This is a genomic window from Mycobacterium sp. SMC-17 (genome assembly GCF_045310915.1).
Lineage (GTDB): Bacteria > Actinomycetota > Actinomycetes > Mycobacteriales > Mycobacteriaceae > Mycobacterium.
This window is the reverse complement of record NZ_JBJIAK010000026.1, coordinates 29,174-54,435: the sequence shown is the minus strand read 5'-3', so window position 1 is coordinate 54,435 and position 25,262 is coordinate 29,174. Positions and strand designations below refer to the sequence as shown.

Genomic DNA, 25,262 nt, shown 5'->3' with positions numbered 1-25,262 from the left:
AGGTCACCGGTGCGGTACATGCGTTGTCCCGGCGCGCCGAACGGGCACGCCACGAAGCGCGACGCGGTCAATCCGCCGCGCTGCACGTATCCGGCCGCGACGCCCGAGCCGGCGACGTACAACTCACCGACCACGCCGACCGGCACGGGGCGCAACCGCTCGTCCAGGACGAAGGCCGCCGCACCCGACACCGGCGTGCCGATCGGTGCGACGGGCGAACCCGCGGTGAGCGGCGCGCTCACCGCGGCGTAGATGGTGGCCTCGGTCGGGCCGTAGGCGTTGAGCATGACGCGGCCCGCTCGGGCACTGTCGGTCGCCCAGCGATCGACGAGCTCGGGCGGGCAGGCTTCGCCCGCGACCACCAGCGACGTCGACTCCAGCCCCGCCGGCGACAACATCATTGCGGCGGAGGGAGTTTGGGTCAGCATCGTGACACCCTCGGCAGCCAGCAGCTCGTGCAGTTCCTCCGGCGAGCGAGCCACCGTCTCGGACACCACGACGAGGCGTCCACCGTGCAGCAGCGCACCGAAGATCTCCCACACCGAGACGTCGAAGGCCAGTGAATGCCACTGGCTCCACACGCGTGCCGTCGGCAGCTGGTCTTTCAGCTCACCGAGCAGACCCACGACGTTGCGGTGCGTGATGGCAACACCTTTGGGCACGCCGGTGGTGCCGGAGGTGTAGATCAGGTACGCGATGTCACCCAGGCTGGGTGCCGGAGGCGTTGTGGCGGGCTGGTTTTCGATATCCGCGTCGGCGACGTCCAGGACGGGCCGGTCGAATCCGGCCAAGCGCTCGACCAGATCGCCGGTGGTGACGGCGGCGACCGGTGCGGCGTCGCCGAGCATGAACTCGATGCGCGCCGACGGCAGGGCGGGATCGATCGGCAGGTACGCCGCCCCCGTCTTGAGCACCGCGAGGATCGAGACGATCGCGTCGGCAGACCGGTGGAACAGCAGTGCCACCGTCTGCCCCGGACCGGCACCGAGACCGATCAGTGCGTGTGCCAACCGATTTGCCGCCGCGTCCAGTTCCGCGTAGGTCAGGGTCCGGCCCTGCCAGGTGAGCGCACCCGCGTCCGGAGTGCGGGCCACCTGCGCGGCGAACAACTCCGGGATGGAGCCGGCTGCCCCGGCCGGCGCGGTGAGCACCGCACGGTGCCCGAGCTCGTCGAGGCGGACCTGTTCGGCGGCGTCGACCAGACTCACCGACGACAGCGCCCGCTGCGGCTCAGCGGTCATCGCCGCCAGCAGCAATTCCATCCGGTTGACCAGCGCGGCAACGGTTTCCGCGTCGAACACGTCGGTGCGGAACTCCACCTCGCCGCCGATGCCGGCGGGTGCACCTGTCGCAGTCCAGCGTTCGGAAAGCGAGAAGGTCAGGTCCATGCGGGCGGACTGGGTGCCCAGCGGGATCGACGTGACGTCCAAGCCCTTCAACCCGGAACCGGCGGCGGGGTCGGTCAGGCCGGTGAAGTTCTGCCACGACAGCATGACCTGCACCAGCGGATGGTGGGTGAGGCTGCGCGCCGGATTCAGCCGCTCCACCAACAGCTCGAACGGCACGTCCTGGTGCTCGAAGGCCTCCAGGCTGCGGCTGCGGACCTGGTTCAGCAGGTCGGCGAATGTCGGGTCGCCGGTCAGGTCGGCGCGTAGCACGAGAGTGTTGACGAAGAAACCGACCAGGTCATCGAGTGCGGGATCGCGTCGTCCGGCGATCGGGAAGCCCACGGCGACATCGGCATTCGCGCTGACCTTGGCGAGCAGCGCCAGCAAGGCGGCCTGCACGACCATGAAGGTCGTGGCATTGTGCTCGCGGGCCAGCCGGGCGACCTGTTCCTGCAACTCGGCGGGCCACTGCACGGCGACCGTCGCGCCGGCCATGTCGGCGACCAACGGGTAAGGCCGGTCAGTCGGCAGCTGTACGCGCTCGGGCAGGCCGGCGAGCGCGTCCTCCCAGTACGCCAGCTGCGCCGCCACCCGGCTGCCACGGTCGTCGAGGCGGCCGAATTGTGCGCGTTGCCAGAGGGTGTAGTCGATGTACTGCACCGGCAGCGGTGCCCAGTCGGGCGCCTGCCCGGCGCACCGGCTGGCGTAGGCCAGTCCCAGATCCGCGACCAGCGGCCGCAGCGACCAACCGTCGGCGGCGATGTGATGCACCACGGCCACCAGCACGTGTTCGTCGTCCGCGACGCGGAAGAGTTTCGCCCGCAACGGGATATCGACGGCCAGGTCGAAGGTGCTCCGCGCGGTGGCCTCGAGAGCGTCGTGCAGCCGGCTCGCCGACCACTGCGTGGCGTCGACGACGTTCCAGCCGAAATCGGCACGCGCCGCGGGAATCACGACCTGCTGGGGCGTGCCGTCGGGTGCGGTGAGCAGCGTGCGCAGGCTCTCGTGCCGGCCGACGACATCGGTCAGCGCCGCGCCGAGGGCCTCGACGTTCAGTGCGCCTTCGATCCGCAGGGCCGTCGCCATGTTGTAGACCGGCGAAGGCCCCTGCACCTGGTCGACGAGCCACAACCGGTTCTGCGCGAACGACAGCGGCACCACGTCGGGCCGCGCCGCCACGGTCAGCGGCTGCAGGCCACGCTCGCCGGCGACGATTCGCGGCGCCAGCTGTGCGACGGTGGGTGCCTCGAAGACCGTGCGGACCGGGAGGTCGACGTCCAGTGCGGAGTTGATGGCCGCGACCAGCCGCATCGTCGACAGCGAATCGCCACCGAGGTCGAAGAACGAATCGTCAACACCCACCCGTTCGATGCCGAGCACCTGCGCGTAGACGCCGGCCAGGATCTCCTCGGTGAGGCTGCCCGGCGCGCGGTACACGCCCGCAACGTATTCCGGTTCCGGCAGCGCGCGGGTGTCGAGCTTGCCGTTGACCGTGACGGGAAGTTCGGCCAGGCCGAGAACGGCCGCCGGCACCATATAGCCGGGCAGACGCTGCGCCAGCGCGGCACGCACCTCGGCCGGATTCACCGACCCGACGACGTAGCCGACCAGACGCTTGCCGCCGGCTTCGTCCTCGCGGGTGACCACCACCGCCTGCTCGACGCCGGCCACCGCCGCCAGAGCAGACCGCACTTCACCCAGTTCGATGCGATGGCCGCGGATCTTGACCTGTTCGTCGGCGCGGCCGAGGTAGCGCAGCTGCCCGTCGGGACCCCAGCTCGCCAGGTCGCCCGTCCGGTACATGCGCGTTCCGGGCGCGCCGAACGGGCACGCCATGAAACGTGTTGCGGTCAAGGCGGATCGGCCCCAGTAGCCGACCCCGACGCCGCGGCCCGCCACGTAGAGTTCGCCGATCGCGCCCGGCCGCACCGGCCGCAGCCACTCGTCGAGCACGAACAGCGCGGCGCCCGGGACCGGCGAACCGATCGGCGGCGCACCGGACCCCGCGGTCAGCCGCGTGCTCTTGGAGACCCACATGGTGGTCTCGGTCGGGCCGTAGACGTTGAGCATCACACGCCCCGGCGCCCACCGGTCCACCAGTTCCGGCGGGCAGGCCTCGGCACCGATCAGCAAGGCCATCGACTCCAGACCCTGCGGCGACAGCAGACTGACCGCCGACGGTGTCTGCGCCAGCACGGTGACGCCCTCGCGAACGAGCAAGGCGTGGAACTCATCCGGCGACCGGACCACCGCGTCGGAGACCACCACGAGGCGCCCGCCGTGCAGCAGGGCCGCCCAGATCTCCCACACCGAGAAGTCGAACGAGTACGAATGGAACTGCGCCCACACCTGTTCCGGACCCAGGTCGAAGCCGAGGTCCAGCCCGGCGAAGAGCTGCGTCACGTTGCGGTGCGTGACGGCGACGCCCTTGGGCTGCCCGGTGGTTCCGGAGGTGTAGATGATGTGCGCGATGTCGTCGGGGCCCGGTCCGGAAACCGCTGTGACGGTGCCGTTGCGCTGTTCCGCGACGGTGTCCACGTCCAGCACGGGGACACCCGGTCCCGACATCTCGGCGACCAGTTCCGGGGTGGTGAACAGCAGCACCGGCGCCGCGTCGGCGACCATGAACTCGACGCGTTCCGTGGGTAGTGCGGGGTCGATCGGCAGGTAGGCCGCGCCGGTCTTGAGCACCGCCAGGACCGCGATGACCGCGTCGGCCGAGCGGGGGAACATCAGTGCCACGGTCTGTCCCGGACCCGCGCCGCGAGCCGCCAACGCGTGAGCCAACCGGTCCGCGGTGTCGTTCAGGTCCCGGTACGTCCAGGCCGAGTCCTGGTAGGTCAGGGCCACCGCATCGGGGGTGCGAGACACCTGCGCGGCGAACAGTTCCGGAACCGTCTGCCCGGCGACGGGTTCGGTCAGGACGGCGCGCCCGCTCCACCGATCGACCGTGGCCCGCTCGTCCGGCTCGAGGGCATCGATCGCCGACAGCGGCCGGTCCGGATCGGCGGCCATGGCCGCCAGCACGGTCTGCAGCCGCTCGACCATCGCCGCGATGTCGGCCGTGCCGAAGACCGTCGTGTCGTACTCGACGCGGATGGTCAGCTCGCGGCCCGGTTGCGCCTGCACGGTCAGCGGGTAGTGCGTGGATTCGTGGGTCGCCACATCGGTGACGGCCAGCTCGGCATCGCTGGACAGGGCCGCGGTGTCGACGGGGTAGTTCTCGAACGCGAACAGCGTGTCGAACAGCTGGTCCTGACCGGTGATGCGGTGAATGTCATTGAGCGCCAGGTACTGATGCTCCAACGTGTCGTTGTACCCACCCTGCAGTTGGTCGAGCAGCGCGGCGGCCGTGGTGGTCGCGGTGAGGTTGGCGCGCACCGGCACGGTGTTGATGAACAGGCCCACCATCGATTCGACGCCGGCGACCTCGGCGGGCCGGCCGGAGACCGTGGTGCCGAACACGACGTCGTGGCTGCCGGTGAGCCAGCACAGGAGCTGGGCGTACGCGGCCTGCAGCACGGTGTTGACGGTGGTGTGCCGGGCGCGTGCCAATTCGGCGGCCGCCGTGGCGATTTCCGCCGGGAGCGTGACGGTCTCGACACCGCGCGGCCCCGATTCCGTGCGACCGGCGGGTCCGACCAAGGTGGGCGTATCGAGGCCGCGGAGCAGTTCGCCCCATGCGGCGGTGGCCGCGTCGTGGTCCCGATCGGTCAGCCAGCTGACGTAGTTGCGGTACGGCGTGGCCGGCGGGAGCCGGTGACCGTGGTAGTTCGCGAAGATCTCCGCCAGCAGGATCGGCATCGACCAGCCGTCGAGCACGATGTGGTGGTTTGTCAGCACGAACCGGTACCGGTCGGGTGCGACCCGGATCAGCGCGGCGCGGAAGACCGGCCCGGCACCGAGGTCGCACACCGCGGCACGCTCGGCTGCGCGGAGCTGTGTCACCTGCGCGTCGCTGTCGAGTTCCAGGTACTGCCAGCCGATTTCGGGCTCGGCCGGGATGACCTGGACCGGCTGGCCGAACCTCGAGTGGAAGCTCGCCACCAGATGCGGATGCCGGGCGACCGCGGCGCGCACGGCGGTGTGCAGCCGGTCGGCGTCGAGCCGGCCGGTGACGCCGATGTCGAGCTGTCCGGCGTAGAGGTCACCGTCGCTCTGGGCGGTGGTGGCGTGGAAGAGCAGGCCCTCCTGCACCGGGGTCAGTGGTAGTACGTCGGCGACTGCGCGCTGCCGTTCCAGCTCATCGAGCTGCTGCTGGCTGAGGCGGGCCGGCGCGATGTCGGACGGTGTCAGGCCGCCACCGCCGTCCGACACGTGGGCGCAGATGCCGGACAGCGCTTCGAACCACAGCCGGCTCAGGCGCGTCACCTGTTCCGCGTCGAGTGCCGATGGCGCCCAGGTCCAATTGGCATGCAGCCGTGGACCGTCGGGAGTCTCGACGGCGCCGGCCCCCAGTTCCAGGGTGTGCATGAGCGGCATGGGGATCGCCAGGGCCGCGGAGGGGGTCCGGTCCCCGATGCGCCAGAGGTCCTCGGACAGTTCGGTGGTACCGCCCTGTCGCCCGAGGTAGTTGAAGCCGACGGTCGGATCGTTGCCGTCCACAACGGGATTCAGGTACCGCAGCAAGCCGTAGCTGAGCGGGTCCGGCAGTGCCCGGAGTTGCTCCTTGGCGTCCTTGACGACGGCGCCCAGCGCCGTGTCACCGGCGATCACCTGTGCCCAGGTGATGTCCCCGAGGGTGATCGACACCGGGGACTTGGTGGTGAACCAGCCGACGGTCCGGGTCAGGTCGATATCGGCGCCGAGGTCTTCATGACGCCCGTGCCCCTCGACATCGATGCCGATCGTCCCGCCGTGCTCACCCGCGAATTCCGCCAGGGCCAAGGCGAATCCGATGACCAGGATGTCGTTGATCCCGGCGTGGAACGCCGACGGCACGGCGCTCAGCAGCGTCGCGGTGGTCTCGGCATCCAGTTCGGCGGCGAGGTGCCCCGCACTGGCGAAGGTGTCGATCGCGGGCTGCACGGCAGGCAATACGGCCGGCGCCTGCGTGACGCGCTGCCAGGCCGCGGCGTGAGCGGCGACGTCGGTCGTCTGGGCATGCTCGGCGAGCACCTGCGCCCACCGCCGGAACGAGGTACCACCCGCCGGCAATGCCACGGGCTGTCCGGCCCGGTGCTGCACCCACGCGATGTTCAGGTCTTCCAACAGGATTCGCCACGACACGGCGTCGACCGCCAAGTGGTGGATGATGATCGCGAGTTGCCGGCTGTCGGCCACCCACAGCGCGCTCAGCATGGCCCCGGCAGCGGGGTTCAGCTGCGCGCGCGCCGCGGCGAGCGCGTCGTCGGTCCAGGTGTCGGCGGTGTGCAGGCAATCGCGGACGTCCACGGCGCCGGGCTCAGCGGTGCTCAACTCACCGTCCTCGACGCGCAGGCGCAGCGTGGCGTGGCGATCGAGCAAGGCCTGCAGCAGGATCGCCGCGTCCGCGTCGGTGGCGTGCGCCGGGGCCTGCAGCACGACGGTCTGGTTGAACTGGTCGGTGGGGCCGTCGACGGTGCGCAGCCATTCGATGATCGGGGTGGCCGGCAGCGGGCCGACACCCGAATCGGCGTCCCCGTCGGGGTTTTCGCTCACCTCGACCACCCGGGCCAGCCGGGCGACGGTCTGCTCGACGAACAGGTCCTTGGTCCGGCAGATCAGGCCTGCCGCCCGCGCGCGGGTCACGACCTGCATCGACGAAATGCTGTCGCCACCGAGGTCGAAGAACGAGTCGTCGACGCCGACGCGCTCGACACCGAGTACCGCGGCGTAGATGCCGGCGAGGACTTCCTCGATGGCGTTGGCGGGCGCTCGGTAATCACCCGCGGCATATTCGGGCGCCGGAAGCGCCCGGACATCGAGTTTGCCGTTGGCGGTCAGCGGCAGTTCCGGCACCACAACCACCGCGGCCGGAATCATGTACGCCGGCAACCGGTCTGCCAGCGCGGCGCGAACCGTCTCCGGGTCGGCCGAGCCGGTGAGATAGCCGACGAGTCGCTTGTCCCCCGGCCGATCTTCGCGGGCGATCACCGCGGCCTGGTCCACACCGTCCAGGTCCGCCAGCGCGGCCTGGATATCGCCCAGTTCGATGCGGTAGCCACGGATCTTGACCTGATCGTCGGCCCGGCCCAGGTAGTCCAATTGGCCGTCGGCCCGCCACCGCACCAGGTCACCGGTGCGGTACATGCGGGCGCCGGGCGCGCCGAACGGACACGCCACGAAGCGTGCGGCGGTCAGTCCGCCGCGGCGCAGATACCCTGCCGCCACTCCCCCGCCGGCGAGGTACAGCTCACCGACGACACCGACCGGAACCGGCCGTAAGTGACTGTCCAGCACGAACGTTGCGCCGTTCGGCACCGGCGAGCCGATCGGCACCGTCGGCTCACCGGCTGTGAGCGGTGCGCTGATCGCGGCATAGATGGTCGCCTCGGTGGGTCCGTAGGCGTTGATCATGACGCGGCCGGCCCAGCGGTCGACCAGATCGGTGGGGCACGCCTCGCCCGCGACCACCAGGGTGACGCCGTCCAGGCCGTCGGTCGAAAGTGCGCCTGCCGCAGAGGGAGTCAGGCTCAGTACGGTGACCCGCTCGGCCACCACGAGCGCGTGGAGGTCCTCCGGTGCCCGCGCCACCGACTCGGGCACGACGACCAGGCGGCCGCCGTTCAGCAGCGCACCGAAGATTTCCCACACCGAGACGTCGAACGCCAGCGAGTGCCACTGGCTCCACACACCGGCGGTCGGCAGCCCGGAGTCCGGGGCGCCGATCAGCTGGGTCACGTTACGGTGCGCGACGGCAACGCCTTTCGGGACACCGGTGGTGCCGGAGGTGTAGATCAGGTAGGCGATGTCGTCTGCTGCGGGTCCGGCCAGGGCGGTGTCGGGCCGGCCGGCCACGGACGGCTCGTCCACATCGAGCACCGCGATGTCGATGCCGGAGACGCGGTCTGCCAGGTCGCCGGTGGTGATCACCGCGACCGGCGCCGCGTCCGCGAGCACGAATTCGACGCGGGACGCCGGCAGCGCCGGATCCAATGGCAGGTAGGCCGCCCCGGTCTTGAGTACCGCCAGGATCGCCACGATGGCTTCCGCGGACCGGGGCAGCAGCAGCGCCACAGTCTGTCCCGGACCGGCGCCGTGCGTCGCGAGCAGGTGCGCGAACTGGTTGGCCCGCCGATCGAGTTCGCGGTAGGTCAGGGTGTCGCCCGCGCAACTGACTGCGTGCGCGTCCGGCGTGCGCGCGGCGACGCCGGCGAACAGTTCCGGGATCGATACGTCAGGGGCGGGCCGCTGGAGCGCCGCACGGTTGGCGAGCTCGTCGAGGCGCGTGTGCTCGGCGTCGTCGAGCAACGTGACCTTGGACACCGGCGCCGTGGGATCGGCACTGACGGAGGCCAATACGCGCTGCAGCCGCTCGATCAGTGTCTCGATGCTCGGCGCGTCGAACACGTCGGTGCGATATTCGACGGTTCCCGCGATGCCGGCGGGAGCGCCGTCGTCGGCCCAGCGCTCGCCGAGCGAGAACGTCAGGTCCATGCGCGCGGTCTGGGTGTCGACCGGGACCGGCGTCACCTCGAGGTCACCGAGCGTCAACCCGGCGCCGTGCGCCTGCTGGCCTGGGAGGTTCTGCCACGCCAGGAGCACCTGCACCAGCGGATGATGCGTCAGGTTCCGCGTCGGGTTCAGCCGCTCGACGAGTACCTCGAACGGCACGTCCTGGTTCTCGTAGGCCGCGAGGCTGCGCTGCTGCACCTGCGCCAGCAGGTCGGCGAACGTCGGGTCGCCGGACAGGTCGACACGCAGCACCAGGGTGTTGACGAAGAAGCCGACGAGGTCGTCGAGCGCCGGGTCGGTGCGGCCGGCGATCGGGAAACCCACGGCGACATCGGGACTCGCGCTGACGGCCGACAGCAGCAGGGCCAGAGCCGCCTGCACCACCATGAATCCGGTGGCGTTGTGGTCACGCGCCACCTGCGCGATCTGCTGCTGCAGCGCGGCCGGCCAGTCGATGGCGACGGTCGCGCCGTGCTGATCCGCCACGAGCGGGTACGGCCGGTCGGTCGGCAGTTGCAGGCGCTCGGGCAGCCCCGCCAACGCGTCCTGCCAGTAGTCGAGCTGCGCCGCGATCGGGCTGTCACTGTCGTGCAGATCCCCGAATTGCGCACGCTGCCACAGCGTGTAGTCGACGTACTGCACCGGCAGCTCGGACCACTGCGGTGTCAGTCCGGCGCACCGACTCGCGTAGGCGACGCCCAGATCGCGCGCCAGCGGCGTGATCGACCAGCCGTCGGCCGCGATGTGATGCACGGCGGCGACCAGGATGTGGTCGTCGTCGGCAACCCGGAACAGGCTGGCCCGCAACGGAATCTCGGTGGCGATGTCGAAGGCGTACCGGGCCGCGTCGGCTACGGCAGCGTCCAGCCGGTCCCTGGACCAGCCGGTCGCATCGGTGCTCTCCCAACCGATGTCGGCCCGGGAGGCGGGCAGCACCACCTGCTGCGGCACGCCGTCCGGGGCGACGAACACGGTCCGCAGCGCCTCGTGCCGGGCCACGACATCGACGAGCGCGGCGTGCAGCGCGCCGGCGTCGAGCTCTCCGGTGAGACGCAGCACCGTGGCGAGGTTGTAGGTCGCGGACGGGCCCTGCAGTTGTTCCAGGAACCACAGGCGATTCTGGGCAAAGGACAGCGGGATGACGTCCGGCCGTTCCCCGGGTACCAGCGGCTCGCGCCGCGGCGCGGCCGTCCCGATCCGCGGCGCCAACTCGGCGATCGTCGGCGCCTCGAACACGGTGCGCACCGCCAGGTCCGTGTCCAGTGCGGCGTTGATCGCGGCGGTCAGGCGCATGGCGGCGATGCTGTCGCCACCGAGATCGAAGAACGAATCGTCCACACCGACACGGCTGTGTCCCAACAGATTCGCGAAGATGCCGGCCAGGATTTCCTCGACCGCGGTGGCCGGTGCCCGGTAGTCGCCTGCCACGTAGTCGGGCGCGGGCAGGGCCCGGGTATCCAGCTTGCCGTTGGCGGTCAGCGGCAAGCGGTCCAGCGTCATGATCGCGGCCGGCACCATGTAGCCCGGAAGCCGGTGCGCCAGTTCGGCCCGCGCCGCGGCCGGGTCGACCGCGCCGGTCACGTAGCCGACCAGGCGCCTGTCACCCGGCCGGTCCTCACGGGCGATCACGACGGCCTGCTGCACTCCGTCGACGGCGGCCAAAGCGCTTTGCACGTCACCGAGTTCGATGCGGTAGCCGCGAATCTTGACCTGCTCGTCGGCACGGCCCAGGTACGTCAACTGTCCGTCGGCACCCCAGCGCACCAGGTCGCCGGTGCGGTACATCCGCTCTCCGGGCGCCCCGAACGGGCATGCCACGAAACGCGATGCGCTCAGCCCGGCGCGTCCCAGATAGCCGACACCCACACCGGCACCGGCGACATACAGCTCGCCGACGACCCCGGGCGGCACCGGCTGCAACGAGTCGTCGAGTACGAACAGCGCCGCGCCGCCCACCGGTGAACCGATGGGCACCACAGCGGATTCCGATACCGATTCAGCCGTCAGCGGCGCGCTGATCGCGACGCACATCGTGGTCTCGGTCGGCCCGTAGGCGTTGACCATCAGGCGACCGCCGGTCGCCCAGCGCTGCACCACCTCGGGCGGGCAGGCCTCACCCACCGCGACAAGGGCCGCATCTTCCAGTCCGGCCGGCGACAACACCGCTGCCGCCGTCGGGGTCTGGGTCAAGACCGTGACGCTTTCGCGCACCAGAGTCTGATGCAACTCCGCCGAAGACCGGGCCACGTCGTCACCGATCACCACGACGCGGCCGCCACGGAGCAGCGGCCCGAAGATCTCCCACACCGAGACGTCGAACGCCAGCGAATGCGCGTGGCTCCAGACCCCGGCAGCCGGGAGGCCCGCGTCGACCGGCCCGAGCAGCTGCGTCACATTGGCGTGCGTGAGCCCGACACCCTTGGGTACTCCGGTGGTACCGGAGGTGTAGATCAGGTAGGCCGGCGCATCGGCATTCGGCACCGGCAGCGCTGAATCAGCTTGTCCGGCAGCGTCGGCGACCGAGACCACCGCTCCACTGAAGCCCGACAACAGGTCCGGCTCGGTACTGATCGCCGCCACCGGTGCCGCGTCATCGAGGACGAACGCGATGCGCGCCGACGGCCACGTGACATCGATCGGCAGATAGGCCGCGCCGGCCTTGAGCACACCGAGCATCGCGACAATGGCGTCGGCCGAGCGGGAAAGCAGCAGCGCGACAACCGAACCCGGACCGACGCCGCGGTCGGCCAACAGGTGGGCAACGCGGTTCGACGCCGCATCGAGCTCCGCGTAGGTCAGCTCGGCACCCGCGTCGGTGATCGCGACCGCATCGGGCACGGCACGGACGTGGGTGGCGAACAGCTCGGGGATCGACGGCGGACTCGATGGCCGCGTCAACACGTCCCGGTGGCCGATGGCCGCGATCCGGTCGCGCTCCTGGGGCGTCAGCAGATCCACCGTGGACAGCGTTCGGGCGGGATCGGCTGTCATGGCCGCCAACACACCCTGCATCCGATGCACCAGCGCTTCGACGCTCGCCGCGTCGAAAACGTCGGTGCGGAACTCGACGATGCCGCCGATGCCCGCGGGTTCTCCTGTGGCAGTCCAGCGTTCGGACAACGAGAACGCCAGGTCCATGCGCGCGGCCTGGGTTTCCACCGGCAGCGGCGTGACCGTGAGGTCACCCAGCGCCAGGCCACCCGCGGTATCGATGTGCTGCCAGGGCAGGTTCTGCCAGCCGAGCAGCACCTGCACCAGCGGGTGGTGCGACAGGGAACGTGCCGGGTTCAGGCGCTCGACCAGTACCTCGAAGGGCACGTCCTGATGTTCGTAGGCCGCGAGGCTGCGTGCGCGCACCTGCGCCAAGAGCTCTTCGACGGTCGGGTTTCCGGTGAGGTCGACGCGCAGCACCAGGGTGTTGACGAAGAAGCCCACGAGGTCGTCGAGGGCGGGATCGCGCCGCCCCGCGATCGGAAAGCCGATGGCGACATCGGAACTCGCGCTGAGCTTGGCCAGCATGACGGCGAGCGCTGCTTGCACCACCATGAAGCTGGTCGCGTTGTGCTCACGTGCCACGCGCGCGATCTGCTGCTGCAACTCGGCGGGCCAGTCCACGTCGATGGTCGCGCCCTGGAGATCGGCGACCGCGGGGTACGGCCGGTCGGTCGGCAGGTTGATCCGGTCGGGGATGCCGGCCAAGGCCTCGGTCCAGTAGGTCAGCTGGGCCGCGACCTCGCTGTCGGGTGCGTCGAGTTCGCCGAGTTGCGCACGCTGCCACAAGGTGTAGTCGACGTACTGCACGGCCAACGGCGCCCAGCCCGGCGCTTGCCCGGCACAGCGGCTGACGTACGCCGTGCCGAGATCGGTGACGAGCGGCTGCAGCGACCAGCCGTCCGCGGCGATGTGATGCACGACTGCCACCAGCAGGTGCTCATCGTCGGCGAGGCGGAACAGGCTGGCGCGCACCGGGATTTCGGTGGACAGGTCGAACACGTACTGTGCGGCCGCACGCACCGCATCTGTGCGCTGCTCATCGGTCCAGGCGCCGGCATCGACGACGTCCCAGCCGAGTTCCATCTGGTCGGCGGGCACGACCACCTGCCGGGGCGTGCCACCGGTCGCCGTGAACACCGTGCGCAGGCTCTCGTGCCGGCCGACCACGTCGGCCAGCGCTGCCCGCAACGCGTCGGCATCGAGCCGGCCCTGCAACCGCAGCATCACCGGCATGTTGTAAAGCGCTGACGCACCCTGCAATTGGTCGACGAACCACAACCGGTTCTGGGCGAAGGACAGCGGGATGGTGTCGGGTCGCTCGACAGCCACCAGCGGCGCGCGCCGCGTCGCCCCGTCGCCGATCCGCGCGGCGAGCTGAGCCACGGTGGGTGCCTCGAAGACCGTGCGCACCGGCAGCTCGACATCGAGCGCCGCGTTGATGCCGGCGATCAATCGCATGGTGGACAACGAATCTCCGCCGAGGTCGAAGAACGAATCGTCGACGCCGACCCGCTCGACACCGAGAAGTTCGGCGTAGATGGCTGTCAGGGTTTCCTCGACCGGCCCCGAGGGCGCCCGGTACCGCGCGGCGTCCTGGTAGTCCGGCGCCGGCAGTGCCCGCGTGTCCAGCTTGCCGTTGACGGTGACCGGAAGTGCCGGCACCGCGATGACGGCGGCCGGGACCATGTAGCCCGGCAACCGGTGCGCCAGTGCGGTGCGCGCCTCGGCCGGGTCCGCCGGGCCGACGATGTAGCCGACCAGGCGCTTGTCGCCGGGACGGTCCTCGCGCGCGATCACGGCCGCGTGTTCGACACCCGGCAGCTCGGCCAACGCCGAACGGACATCACCCAATTCGATGCGGTAGCCGCGCACCTTGACCTGCTCGTCGGCGCGCCCGAAGTAGTCGAGCTGCCCGTCGGGGCGCCACGACACCAGGTCGCCGGTGCGGTACATGCGCGTGCCCGGTTCGCCGAACGGGCAGGCCATGAAACGCGTTGCCGTCAGGCCGGACCGGCGCCAGTAGCCGATGCCGACGCCGCGGCCCGCGAGGTACAGCTCACCGACGACGCCCGGCGGCACGGGGCGCAACGACTCGTCGAGGACGAAGAATGCCGCGCCCGCCGTGGGCGAGCCGATCGGCGGCGCCCCGGAGCCCGCGGTCAGCGGCAGGCTCTTGCACAGCCACATGGTCGTCTCGGTCGGACCGTAGACGTTGACCATGGTCCGGCCGGGTGCCCAGCGGTCGACCATCTCGGGCGGGCAGGCCTCGGCGCCGATGACCAGGTCGGCCGCGTCCAGCCCATCGGTGGACAACACCGCTGCCGCGGAAGGGGTTTGGGTGAGGACGGTGACGCGCTCGCGCACCAGCAGGTCGTGGAAGTCATCGGCGGAGCGGGCCACCGCGTCGGGGACCACCACGAGCCGCCCGCCGTGCAGCAGCGCGCCCCAGATCTCCCACACCGAGAAGTCGAACGCGTAGGAGTGGAACTGCGTCCACACCTGTGCATTTCCCGTCGCTTCGCTCGCCCCGGCTGCCGGCGACAACTCGATGCCGATCTCCAGGCCCTGGAACAACTGGACGACGTTGTATTGCGTGACCGCAACGCCTTTGGGCGTCCCGGTGGTGCCCGAGGTGTAGATCAGGTGAGCCACGTCGTCGGGCGCGGGGCCCTGCGGCGGGGTGCTGCGCTGCGTCGCCACCCGCGGATCGGCCACGTCGATCACCGTGACGCCGAATCCGTCGAATCGGTCGGCGAGCTCGGCGGTGGTGACAACCGCGATCGGTGCGGCATCACCGAGCATGAACTCGATGCGCGATGCCGGCAGCGCCGGGTCGAACGGCAGGTATGCCGCGCCGGACTTCTGCACCGCGAGGATCGCCACGATCGCTTCGGCCGAGCGCGGGAACAGCAGGGCGACAATCTGTCCCGGCCCGGCGCCCTGCGCGGTCAGCAGGTTCGCCAGCCGGTTCGACGCCGCGTCGAGTTCCCGGTAGGTCAGGGACCGGTCGCCACACACCACCGCGACCGCATCGGGGGTGCGGGCGGCCTGGGCGGCGAACACCTCGGGCACCGTCGTCACCACTGCCGGCTGACCCAGCACGGCGCGGTTGCCCCAGCGGTCCAGCCGGGCCTGCTCGACGTCGTCGAGGAGGTTCACCGACGACAGCCGCTGCTCCGGATCGGCGCTGAACGCCGACACCATTCGCTCGAATCGGCCGACCAGCGCCTGGATGCTCTCCGCGTCGAAGATGTCCGTGCGGAACTCCACCATCACGTCGAGCCCGTCGGGTTCGCCGTCACCGTCCCAGCGCTCGCCCAGGGAGAACGCCAGATCCATCCGGGCGGTCTGGGTATCGACCGTCAGCGGCGTCACCTGCAGGTCGCCGAGGGCCAGCCCGGCCGCATCGCCGGCCTGCCAGGAGAAGTTCTGCCAGCCCAGCAGCACCTGGACCACCGGGTGATGGGTGAGGCTGCGGGTGGGATTCAGCCGCTCGACGAGCATCTCGAACGGCACGTCCTGGTGCTCGTACGCCGCCAGGCTCCGTCGGCGGACCTGCGCGAGGAGGTCGACGAACGTGGGGTCGCCGCCCGGGAACTCGCCCAGGTCGACGCGCAGCACCAGGGTGTTGACGAAGAAGCCGACCAGATCATCGAGTGCGGCGTCACGCCGGCCCGCGATCGGAAAGCCCACCGCCACATCGGAAGTCGAGCTGATGCGTGCCAGCAGTGCCGCGAAGGCCGCCTGGATCACCATGAAGCTGGTCGCGTTGTGCTCCCGGGCGACGCGGCGGATCTGCTGCTGCAGCGCTACCGGCCACTGCACGGTGACCCGGGCGCCGTGGTGGTCGGCCGTCGGCGGATAGGGGCGGTCGGTGGGCAGGTCGAGACGCTCCGGCAGGCCGGCCAGGGTGTCCTGCCAGAAGTCGAGCTGGGCGGCGATGGGACCGTCGGCATCGTCGAGTTCGCCGAATTGTGCACGCTGCCACAGCGTGTAGTCGACGTACTGCACCGGCAGCGGCGACCAGTCGGGAGACCGTCCCGCGCACCGGCTGGCATAGGCCAGTCCGAGATCGCGCACCAGCGGCGTGACCGACGAGCCGTCGGCCGCGATGTGGTGCACCACGACGACCAGGATGTGATTGTCGTCGGTGATGCGGAAGAGCTTGGCGTGGAACGGGATCTGCGCCGACAGGTCGAAGGTGTGCCGGGCTGCCGCGCCCACCGCGTCGTCGACCCGATGTGCCGGCCAGCCGCCGGCGTCGATGGTCTCCCACCCGATGTCGGCCTGGTCCGCGGGGATGATCACCTGCTGGGGTGCGCCCTCCGGCGCCACGAACAACGTCCGCAGGCTTTCATGGCGGGCCACCACGTCGGCCAACGCGCGGCCGAGTGCGTCGGTGTCGAGGCGGCCGCGCAGCCGCAGCGCCACGGCCAGGTTGTAGATGGCCGACGGTCCCTGCAACTGGTCGAAGAACCACAAGCGGTTCTGCGCGAACGACAGCGGAAGTACCTCGGGCCGGTCGCCGGCTTCCAGCGGAGCCAGGCGCGTGGCGTCGCCACCGATGCGCGGGGCCAGCTGCGCCACGGTGGGTGCCTCGAACAGGGCGCGCACCGAAAGGTCCACGGCCAGGCTCGAATTGACCGCGCCGATCAGCCGCATCGCGGACAGCGAGTCGCCGCCCAGGTCGAAGAACGAATCGTCCACCCCGACGCGCTGCACACCCAGCACCTGGGCGTAGATGTCCGCGAGGATCTCTTCCACCACACCGGCCGGGGCCCGGTAGCCGTCGGTGTCGGTGTACTCGGGCGCCGGCAGCGCCTTGCGGTCGAGCTTGCCCGATGTGGTCAACGGCATCTCGTCGAGCACCACGATGTGCTGCGGCACCATGTAATCGGGCAGCCACGCGCTCAGGCGGTTCCGGACGGCGCCGATCTTCGTGCTGCTGTGCGGTTCGTTGGCGTGCACGCCGGTGTGCGCGAGCGGCCGGTACAGGTCGGTCAGCGGGCTGTCACCCGGACTGACGAAGACGGCGTCGACGCTGCCCGGTGCGGCACCCCAGGTGACGGCGACCTGATATCCCGCCTGTTCGCCGACGCGGTGCAGTTCTTCCGTTGTGGCCTCGGGGATTTCGGTGTCCGCGGGGATCCCAGCGAGCTCCTGTTCCAGCCGGACGTCGATGCGCACGCCCGCGCGGGGGATGTCGGTGATGCGGATGGCCTCGGGCCGCAGGTCGGCCAGCCGGTGCTGCAGGCCGGCCAGGTCGGCGCAGTCGTCCCACGTCCAGGTCGGGATGTCGGCCACCGACCGGCCGGACGCGGGCGCCTTGTGGATGGTGACGTCGTACCGGTAGCGGTTGAGTTCGTTGTCCGCGGTACCGCGCTTGATCCGAATGGCCAGTCCGACAGCGGATTCCCGCCGCGCGGCCCAGGTCGTGAAGTACTCGGGCGCCAGGAGCAGCTCGGCCTCACCGAGCACGGCATGCTCGACACGCTGCCGGAGCACGGCGGCATCGGTGCCGGCGTTCTCGCTGCGGGCCAGCACGATGGCGGTCTGGAAAGTGTGCTGCAGACTGTGATTACGGATGTCGCCGAGGAACAGGGTGCCGCCGGGCGCCAGCAGCTCGACGGCCTTGTCGATGACCTCGGTCAGGTATGCCGCATTGGGGAAGTACTGGACCACCGAGTTCACGATGATGGTGTCGAAATGGCCGCGGGGCAGCCCATCGGTGACGTGCGCCGGTCGTGCCATGAACTCGACGCGGTCACGCCACGGAATGTCCAACTCGCGCAACGACCGCGCCAGCTTGTCCACCGCCGCCGATGACACGTCGGTCGCGACGTACTGCTCGCAGTGCGGTGCGATCTGGGACAGGATCAGGCCGGAACCGGCACCGATCTCGAGGACGCGCCGCGGCCGCAGCTCCATGATCCGGTCGATCGTGGCGGCCCGCCACTGCTCCATCTCGGCCAGCGGAATCGGCTCGCCGGTGTAGCTGCTGTTCCAGCCCCGGAAGTCCGAACCGAACTCGGGCGCTTCACCTTCCGCGTCGTCGGCGGCGTAAAGCTCGTCGTAGATGTCCTGCCACTCCCCGACGATCTCCGCGTCGTGTTCGGTGTCGCGGGTGCCGTCGGTGGCATGTTCGAACGTGATGTAGCCGACGAGTTGGGCGCCGCCGGTGCCGTGGTGCACGGTGGCGGCCGCCTGGCTGACCTGCGGGCAGGCCAGCAGCGCGCTCTCGATCTCACCGAGTTCGATGCGCTGGCCGCGCAGCTTGATCTGGGTGTCGGCCCGGCCCAGGTAGTCCAGCGTGCCGTCGGCGTTCCAGCGCGCCAGGTCGCCGGTCCGGTACATCCGGCTGCCGGAATCATCTTGACGGCCATGCGGATTGGCGACGAACCGCTCGGCGGTCAGCGTCGGACGGCCCACATAGCCGAGCGCGACGGCGGGGCCGGCCAGGTACAGCTCACCCGTCACGCCCGGCGGTACGGGGTTGAGCTGCGCGTCGAGCACCAGGGTCCGGGTACCCGCGATGGGCGTCCCGATGTTCACCGGCCGCCCCGGCGTCAGCGGCGTGCCGGTGGCCCAGATGGTGGATTCGCTGGGTCCGTACGCGTTGAACATGCGGCGCCCGGGTGCCCACGCCTGCACCAGTTCTTCGGGGCAGGCCTCACCGCCGGTGATCAGTGTGGTCAGTCCGTCGAGCCGCGCCCGATCCAGCGATGCCACCACCGTCGGGGTCAGCAGCGTCGCGCTGACCCGGTGTTGTTGCATCAGGTCGACGAGCGCCTCACCGGCGTACACGTCCCGCGGCGCCACCACCAACGCGGCGGCCGCGCCGGTCGCCATCAGCATCTCGAACAGCGACGCGTCGAAGGTCGGGGCGGCGACCATCAGCACGCGCGCGTCGGCCGTCAGGCGGTACGAGTCGTGTTGTGCCGCAGCGGCACCCAGCAGACCGGCATGGCTGACCGCGACGCCCTTGGGCTCGCCCGTCGAGCCCGACGTGAAGATGACGTAGGCGGTGTTGTCGACCGTCAGCGGCGCCGAGCGCTCGGCGTCGGTGACCGGTTCGGCGCTGTGGTCCGACAAGTCGGTATCCGCCCGGAGTACCGGACGTGATCCCGCGCCACCGATCTGGTCGGTGTCCCGGGTGAGTACGCACGTGGCGGCAACCGAATCCAGCACCGTGGCAATGCGTTCGACGGGATGGGTGCGGTCCACCGGCACGTACACGCCGCCGGCCTTGAGCACCGCCCACCATGCCACCACCAGTTCGGCGCACCGGTCCATCGCGACACCCACGGCGCGTTCGGGACCGACGCCGCCCGCGATCAGCAGGCGCGCCAATCGATTCGAGGCTTCGTCGAGCTCGCGATACGTCAGACTGTGGGCGCCGTCGATGACGGCGACTGCATCCGGATCGGCCGCGACGGCCGCGGCCAGGAGCTCGGGCCCGAGGCCGATCGGTGCCCGTACGCCGGCACCCGACCAGCGCCGCAACTCGTCCTGCTCGGCCGCGTCGAGGAGGTTGATGGACAACAGCTTTCGCGCCGGGTCCGCGGTCATCGCCACCAGCAGCCGGCTGAGCCTGCCGATCAGCGCATCGATACCGGCGGCGCTGAACACCTCGGTGTCGTATTCGATGTGCAGCCCGAGTTCATCGCCCGGGAACGCCTCGACGGTCAGCGGGTAGTGGTTGAACTCGCGGTTCGCGAACTCGGCGATGGCGAGGTCGTCGACCCCGACAGACATGCCGGCCTCGACCGGGTAGTTCTCGTACACGAACAGCGTGTCGAACAGCTGGTCGTGGCCGGCGACGCGGTGAATCTCGCCCAGCGCCAGGTGCTGGTGGTCGAGGGTGTCGTTGTGCGCGGTCTGCAGCTGGTCGAGCAGGCCGGTGACGGTGGTGCCCGCGGTTAGGTTGGCGCGCACCGGCACAGTGTTGATCAGCAGGCCCACCATCGATTCGGTGTCGCCCACATCGAGCTGGCCGAGCCGCGACCGCGCGGTTCCGAACGCCACGTCGTGCTTGCCGGTCAAGGACGTCAGCAGCACGGCCCACGCACCTTGCAGCACGGTGCTGACGGTGGTCTGGCAGGAGCGCGCCAGCTCGCCGAGGGCGCGCGTGGTCTCCGCCGGAACCTGGAACGACGCAAAGCCGCGCTGGCCGCGACCCAGGCGGTCCTGAAGCCGGTCCTGCGGGCCCACCAGCGTCGGTGTCTCGAAGCCCGCGAGCACCGCACCCCACGCCGCGCGCGCCGCATCGAGATCGCGGTCGGCGAGCCAGGTGATGAACTTCCGGTACGACGCCGCGGGCGGCAACCGGTGCCCGGCGTAACCGGCGAAGATTTCCCGCAACAGGATCGGCAGCGACCAGCCGTCCAGCACGATGTGGTGATTGGTCAGCACGAACCGGTGCCGGTCCGGAGCGATGCGGATCAGCAGCGCCCGGAACGGCGGCTCACCGGCGAGGTCGCCGACCGCGATACGTTCGGCGGCGCACAGCCGCTGAATCTCGTCTTCGTCGAGCACGCCCGTCGCGCCGAAATCGACGAATCGCCAGGCGATTTCGGGCTCGGCCAGGATCACCTGCACCGGATCGTCGAACTGCTGGCAGAAGGTGGCCGCCAGGTGGGGATGCCGGTTGACGGTGCGTTGCACGGCGTCGCGGAGCCGCTGCGGGTCCAGCGCGCCGGTCAGTGTGAAGTCCAGCTGCACCGAGTACATCTCGGCCGCGACGTCGGCCCGCTCGTGCGCGGTGCTGCTGTGGAACAGCAGACCCTGCTGCAACGGCGTCAGCGGCAGGATGTCGGCGACCCGGTATTGCTGCTGCAGCTGGTCGATCTGCTGCTGCCCCAGGTGCGCCGGCGCGATGTCCGACGGCGTCAATCCGCCGCCACCCGCCCGGACGTGTGCGCAGATGCCGGCCAGCGCCTCGAACCACAACCGGCTCAACCGGTTCAGCTGGGCGTCGTCGAGAACCGAGGTCGCCCAGGTCCAGTCGGCCTGCAGTTGCGGTCCGGCGTCGGTGTCGACGGTGCCGGCGTTGAGTTCCACGGTGTGGAACAGCGGTAGCGGGGCTGCGGCGCCGGCCGGGGACAGCTCTTCGCGGCCCAGCCGCCACAGCTCCTCGACGCCGGCGATCTGCGGAAAGCCCAGGCGGCCGAGATAGTTGAACCCGAGGCTCGGCTCCGCGCCGTCGAGATCGACATCGTCGTTCAGGTACCGCAGCAGGCCGTAGGTCAGGCCCGCGGGCTGCGCGCGCAACTGTTCCTTGGCCGCCTTGACGGCGGCGCCGAGCGCCTCATCGCCCGAGGCGATCTGCGACCAGGACAGCTCCCCCAGCGCCAGTGACACCGGGTATTTGGCGGTGAACCAGCCGACGGTGCGCGAGAGATCCACGCCGTCGGCGATGTCTTCGTCGCGCCCGTGGCTCTCGACGTCGATACCGACGGGAGTGCCGCCGGTGCCCAGGAATTCCGTGACCGCAAGGGCGAACCCGATGAGCAGGATGTCCTGCACGCCGGCGTGAAATGCCGCCGGTACCTCGCCGAGGAGTGCCCGGGTGTGCTCGGCGTCGAGCGTCGCGGACAGCCGGCCCGCGGTGACGTAGGTGTCCACGGCGGGGTCCGCGGCCGGCAGCGCCGCCGGTACCGCCGCCACCTGTTGCCAGGCCGCCGCCTGCGCCCGCACCTGTGGATCGTGCGCGTACTCGGTGAGCAGCGTGGCCCACCGCTGGAACGAGGTGCCCGTCGTCGTCAGCTCCACCGGCTGGCCGCCGCGATGCTGCGCCCACGCAATGTTCAGGTCTTCCAACAGAATTCGCCATGACACGCCGTCAACCGCGAGGTGATGGATGATCAGGACCAGCTGCCGGCTGGGGGCGACCCACACGGCGCTGACCACCACCGCGGCGCTCGGGTCCAGCCGCCGCCGCGCCGCCGCCACGGCGGCCTCTGACAGCTCGTCGACCTCCACGATGCAGTCGCGGGCGTCGACGGATGCGGCTTCGGGTACCGACAGGGCCCCGTCGGCGCCGACCCGCAGCCGCAGCATGGCGTGCCGGTTCATCAAGGCCTGCAACAACATCACCGCGTCGGCGCCGGTGGCGCCGGGCGGCGCCTGCAACACGAGGGTCTGGTTGAACTCGCCGGCACCGGCCGGCGCGTCCAGACTCGAGAACCACCGGATGATGGGCGTGGCCGGCACCGGTCCGATGCCCTCGTCGACGACGTCGTCCACATCGTCGGTCACGGTCACCGTCTGCGCCAGGCGCGCCACCGTCTGCTCGACGAACACGTCACGCGGGCGGCACGCCAGGCCGGCGGCGCGGGCGCGCGCCGCCACCTGCATCGCGAGGATGCTGTCGCCGCCCAGCTCGAAGAACGAGTCGTCGACGCTGACGGCCGCCGGCTCCAGCCCGAGGGTCTCCGCATAGATGGCGGCCAGGATCTCTTCGACAGGGCTGTCCGGCGCGCGGTAGTCGTCGCCCGTGTACTCCGGGGCTGGCAGGGCGCGGGTATCGAGCTTGCCGCTCGTGGTGAGCGGCAGTTCGGCCAGCGCCACCACCGCGGCGGGAACGAGGTACGCCGACAGGCGCTCGGCGAGGGCGGCCCGCACCTCGACCGGGTCGACGGCGCCGGTGACGTAGCCGACGAGGCGCTTGTCGCCGGGGCGGTCCTCCCGGACGATCACCGCTGCCTGCACGACGCCGTCGAGTGCGGCCAAAGCTGTTTGGACTTCGCCCAATTCGATGCGGTAGCCGCGGACCTTGACCTGAGCGTCGGCGCGTCCCACGTACCGCAGCTGGCCGTCGTCGCCCCAGTACACCAGGTCTCCGGTGCGGTACATCCGCTCGCCCGGCTTGCCGAACGGGCATGGCACGAAACGTGATCCGGTCAATGCGGTCCGGTGCAGATAGCCGACGCCCACACCGGCACCGGCGACATACAGTTCGCCGACGACGCCGGGCTGCACCGGCCGCATCCAGCCGTCCAGCACGAACAGTGCCGTGCCACTCGGCGGCGCACCGATGGGTGCCGCGCCGCCACCTGCCGCCAGCGGTGCACTGATCGCCGCATAGATCGTCGTCTCGGTCGGGCCGTAGCCGTTGACCATCGTGCGGCCCGGTGCCCATTGCTCGACCACCTCGGCCGGGCACGCCTCGCCGCCCATCACCAGCGCGCACGACTCCAGGCCCGCCATGTCCAACATGCCGATGGCAGAAGGGGTTTGCGTGAGAACGGTGACTTCTTCGGCGATCAGGAAGTCATGGAACTCGGCGGGATCGGCGGACACCGACTCGGGTACCACCACCAGGCGGCCACCGCGCAGCAGCGCGGAGAAGATCTCCCACACCGAGAAATCGAAGGCGTACGAATGCCAGTGCGACCACGCCTGCTCGGACGGCAGGCCGGCATCCTGCGCGGCGATCAGCTGCGTCAGGTTCTGATGGGCAATCGCAACACCTTTCGGTGTCCCGGTCGTGCCCGAGGTGTAGATGACGTAGGCGATGTCGTCGGGCTCCGGCCCGGCCGCGGCGGGCCAGTCGTCGGGCCCGTCGAACGGCTCCCGCACATCGATGACGACGCCGTCGAAACCGTCGAAGCGGTCGGCCAGGGCCGCCGTGGTGACAGCCGCGAACGGTGCGGAGTCGACCAGCATGAAGGCGATTCGCGAGTCCGGCAGTGCCGGGTCGATCGGCAGGTAGGCCGCGCCGGACTTGAGCACGCCCAGGATCGTCACGATGGCCTCGGACGACCGCGGCAGCATCACCGCGACGCGGCGCCCCGGGCCCGTACCGCGGTCGGCGAGCAGTTGCGCCACCCGGTTCGACGCGCGGTCCAGCTCGCGGTAGGTGAGCGGCCGACCGTCGCCACTGAGCGCCACCGCCTCCGGCACGCGGGCCACCTGTTCGGCGAACAGCGCCGGGATGGACAGCGGCGGGGCCGCTTCGGCGGCCAGCGTCGCCCAGTTGCCGAGTTCCGCCAGCCGGTCCTCAGCCGGCGCACCGAGCACCGGCAACGCCGACAGGCGTTGTGCCGGATCGGCCGTCATCGCGGTCAGCACACGGTCCAGCTGGTCCGCCAGTTCCGCGACGTCGAGCTGCCGGGTACCGAACGTCGTGACGGACAGCTCGTCACCGGTACCCGAGAACGCCAGCCCGGAGCCCCGACCGAGACCGGAGATCAGTTGCGCGGCCGCGGTGGCCTCGCCCAGCGGCACGGTGAACCCCGACGGCAGAAAGTCCACCACGATCCGGTCGGCGCCCGACCCGTACCTCTTGCGTTCCAGTGCCTGGACCGGGAATCGCTGATGGCGCACCGCTTCTCGGGTACGGCTGTGCACATGCGCACAGAATTCGGCGACCGTGGCGTCAGGGGAAACCTGCAGCACCAGCGGCACGACCCCGGCGACCATGCCGGGCAGCGTCTTCGAGACCTGCAGCACGCGCCGGGTCACCGGCAGGTCGAGTACCACCTCGTGCCCCTCGGCGGCCCGGCCCCGCAGCACCAGGGCACACGCGGCGATGAGCACCGTGGACCGGCGCACATCCCAGGCCTCACACAGTCGTTCGACCTGGGCGAGCAGCGCGGGGGCGAGCTGAATCGGGTCCGACGAGCCGTCCTCGGCGGGCGCGGCGTCATCGGGCGACAGCTCGCGCGTCGGCTCTGCCGGCAGGTTCGCCAGCCAGTACGCCTCGTCCTCGGCGTAGTCCGCGGAGGCTTCGTACGCCTCTTCGGACTCCAGCAGATCCCGCAGCGAACTGAAGTAGGACGGCTGAATCGCTTTGCCCGCAACGGATTCCGAGTAGACCGCGGCGATGCGCTGCAGGACCAGGGCCAGGCCGATGCCGTCGGCGACGATGTGGTGGCAGCAGGCGAAGAAGTAGGACTCGTCGGCGCCGGCCCGGAAGTAGGCGAAGCGCAGCAGTGGGCCGTCGAGCGGCATGGGGGTGCGCTGCAGCACCGAGGCGGTCGCGCGCGCCGCCGCCATCGGCTGGTCGGCATGCGTCAGATCGTGAAGGGCGACCTCGATATCGGCGACGTCGAGCAACCGCTGCCGCACCTGGCCGTCGGACTCGGCGAACGTCGCCCGCACCGGCTCGGCCTCGCCGACGACGTGGCGGATCGAGCGCTCGAAGACATCGAAGTCGACCGGCCCGTCAATCTTCACGAAGATGCCGAGCTGCCACTCCGCAGCCGATTGACCCGTTTCCTGCGCGAGCCAGATGTCCAACTGCCCACGCGTGACAGGCAACGACGAATCGCCGAGATCCAT

Annotated in this window: 1 protein-coding gene (cut by a window edge); it reads right to left on the bottom strand. The window is 70.4% G+C overall.

The window, feature by feature from the left end; genetic code table 11:
• Positions 1-25,262: the 5' portion of a non-ribosomal peptide synthase/polyketide synthase gene (locus ACJH7A_RS17620; RefSeq protein WP_406802436.1), read on the bottom strand. 5,674 nt of this gene lie to the left of the window's left edge; only the first 25,262 of its 30,936 coding nucleotides appear in the window; its start codon is at positions 25,260-25,262; the stop codon falls past the left edge of the window.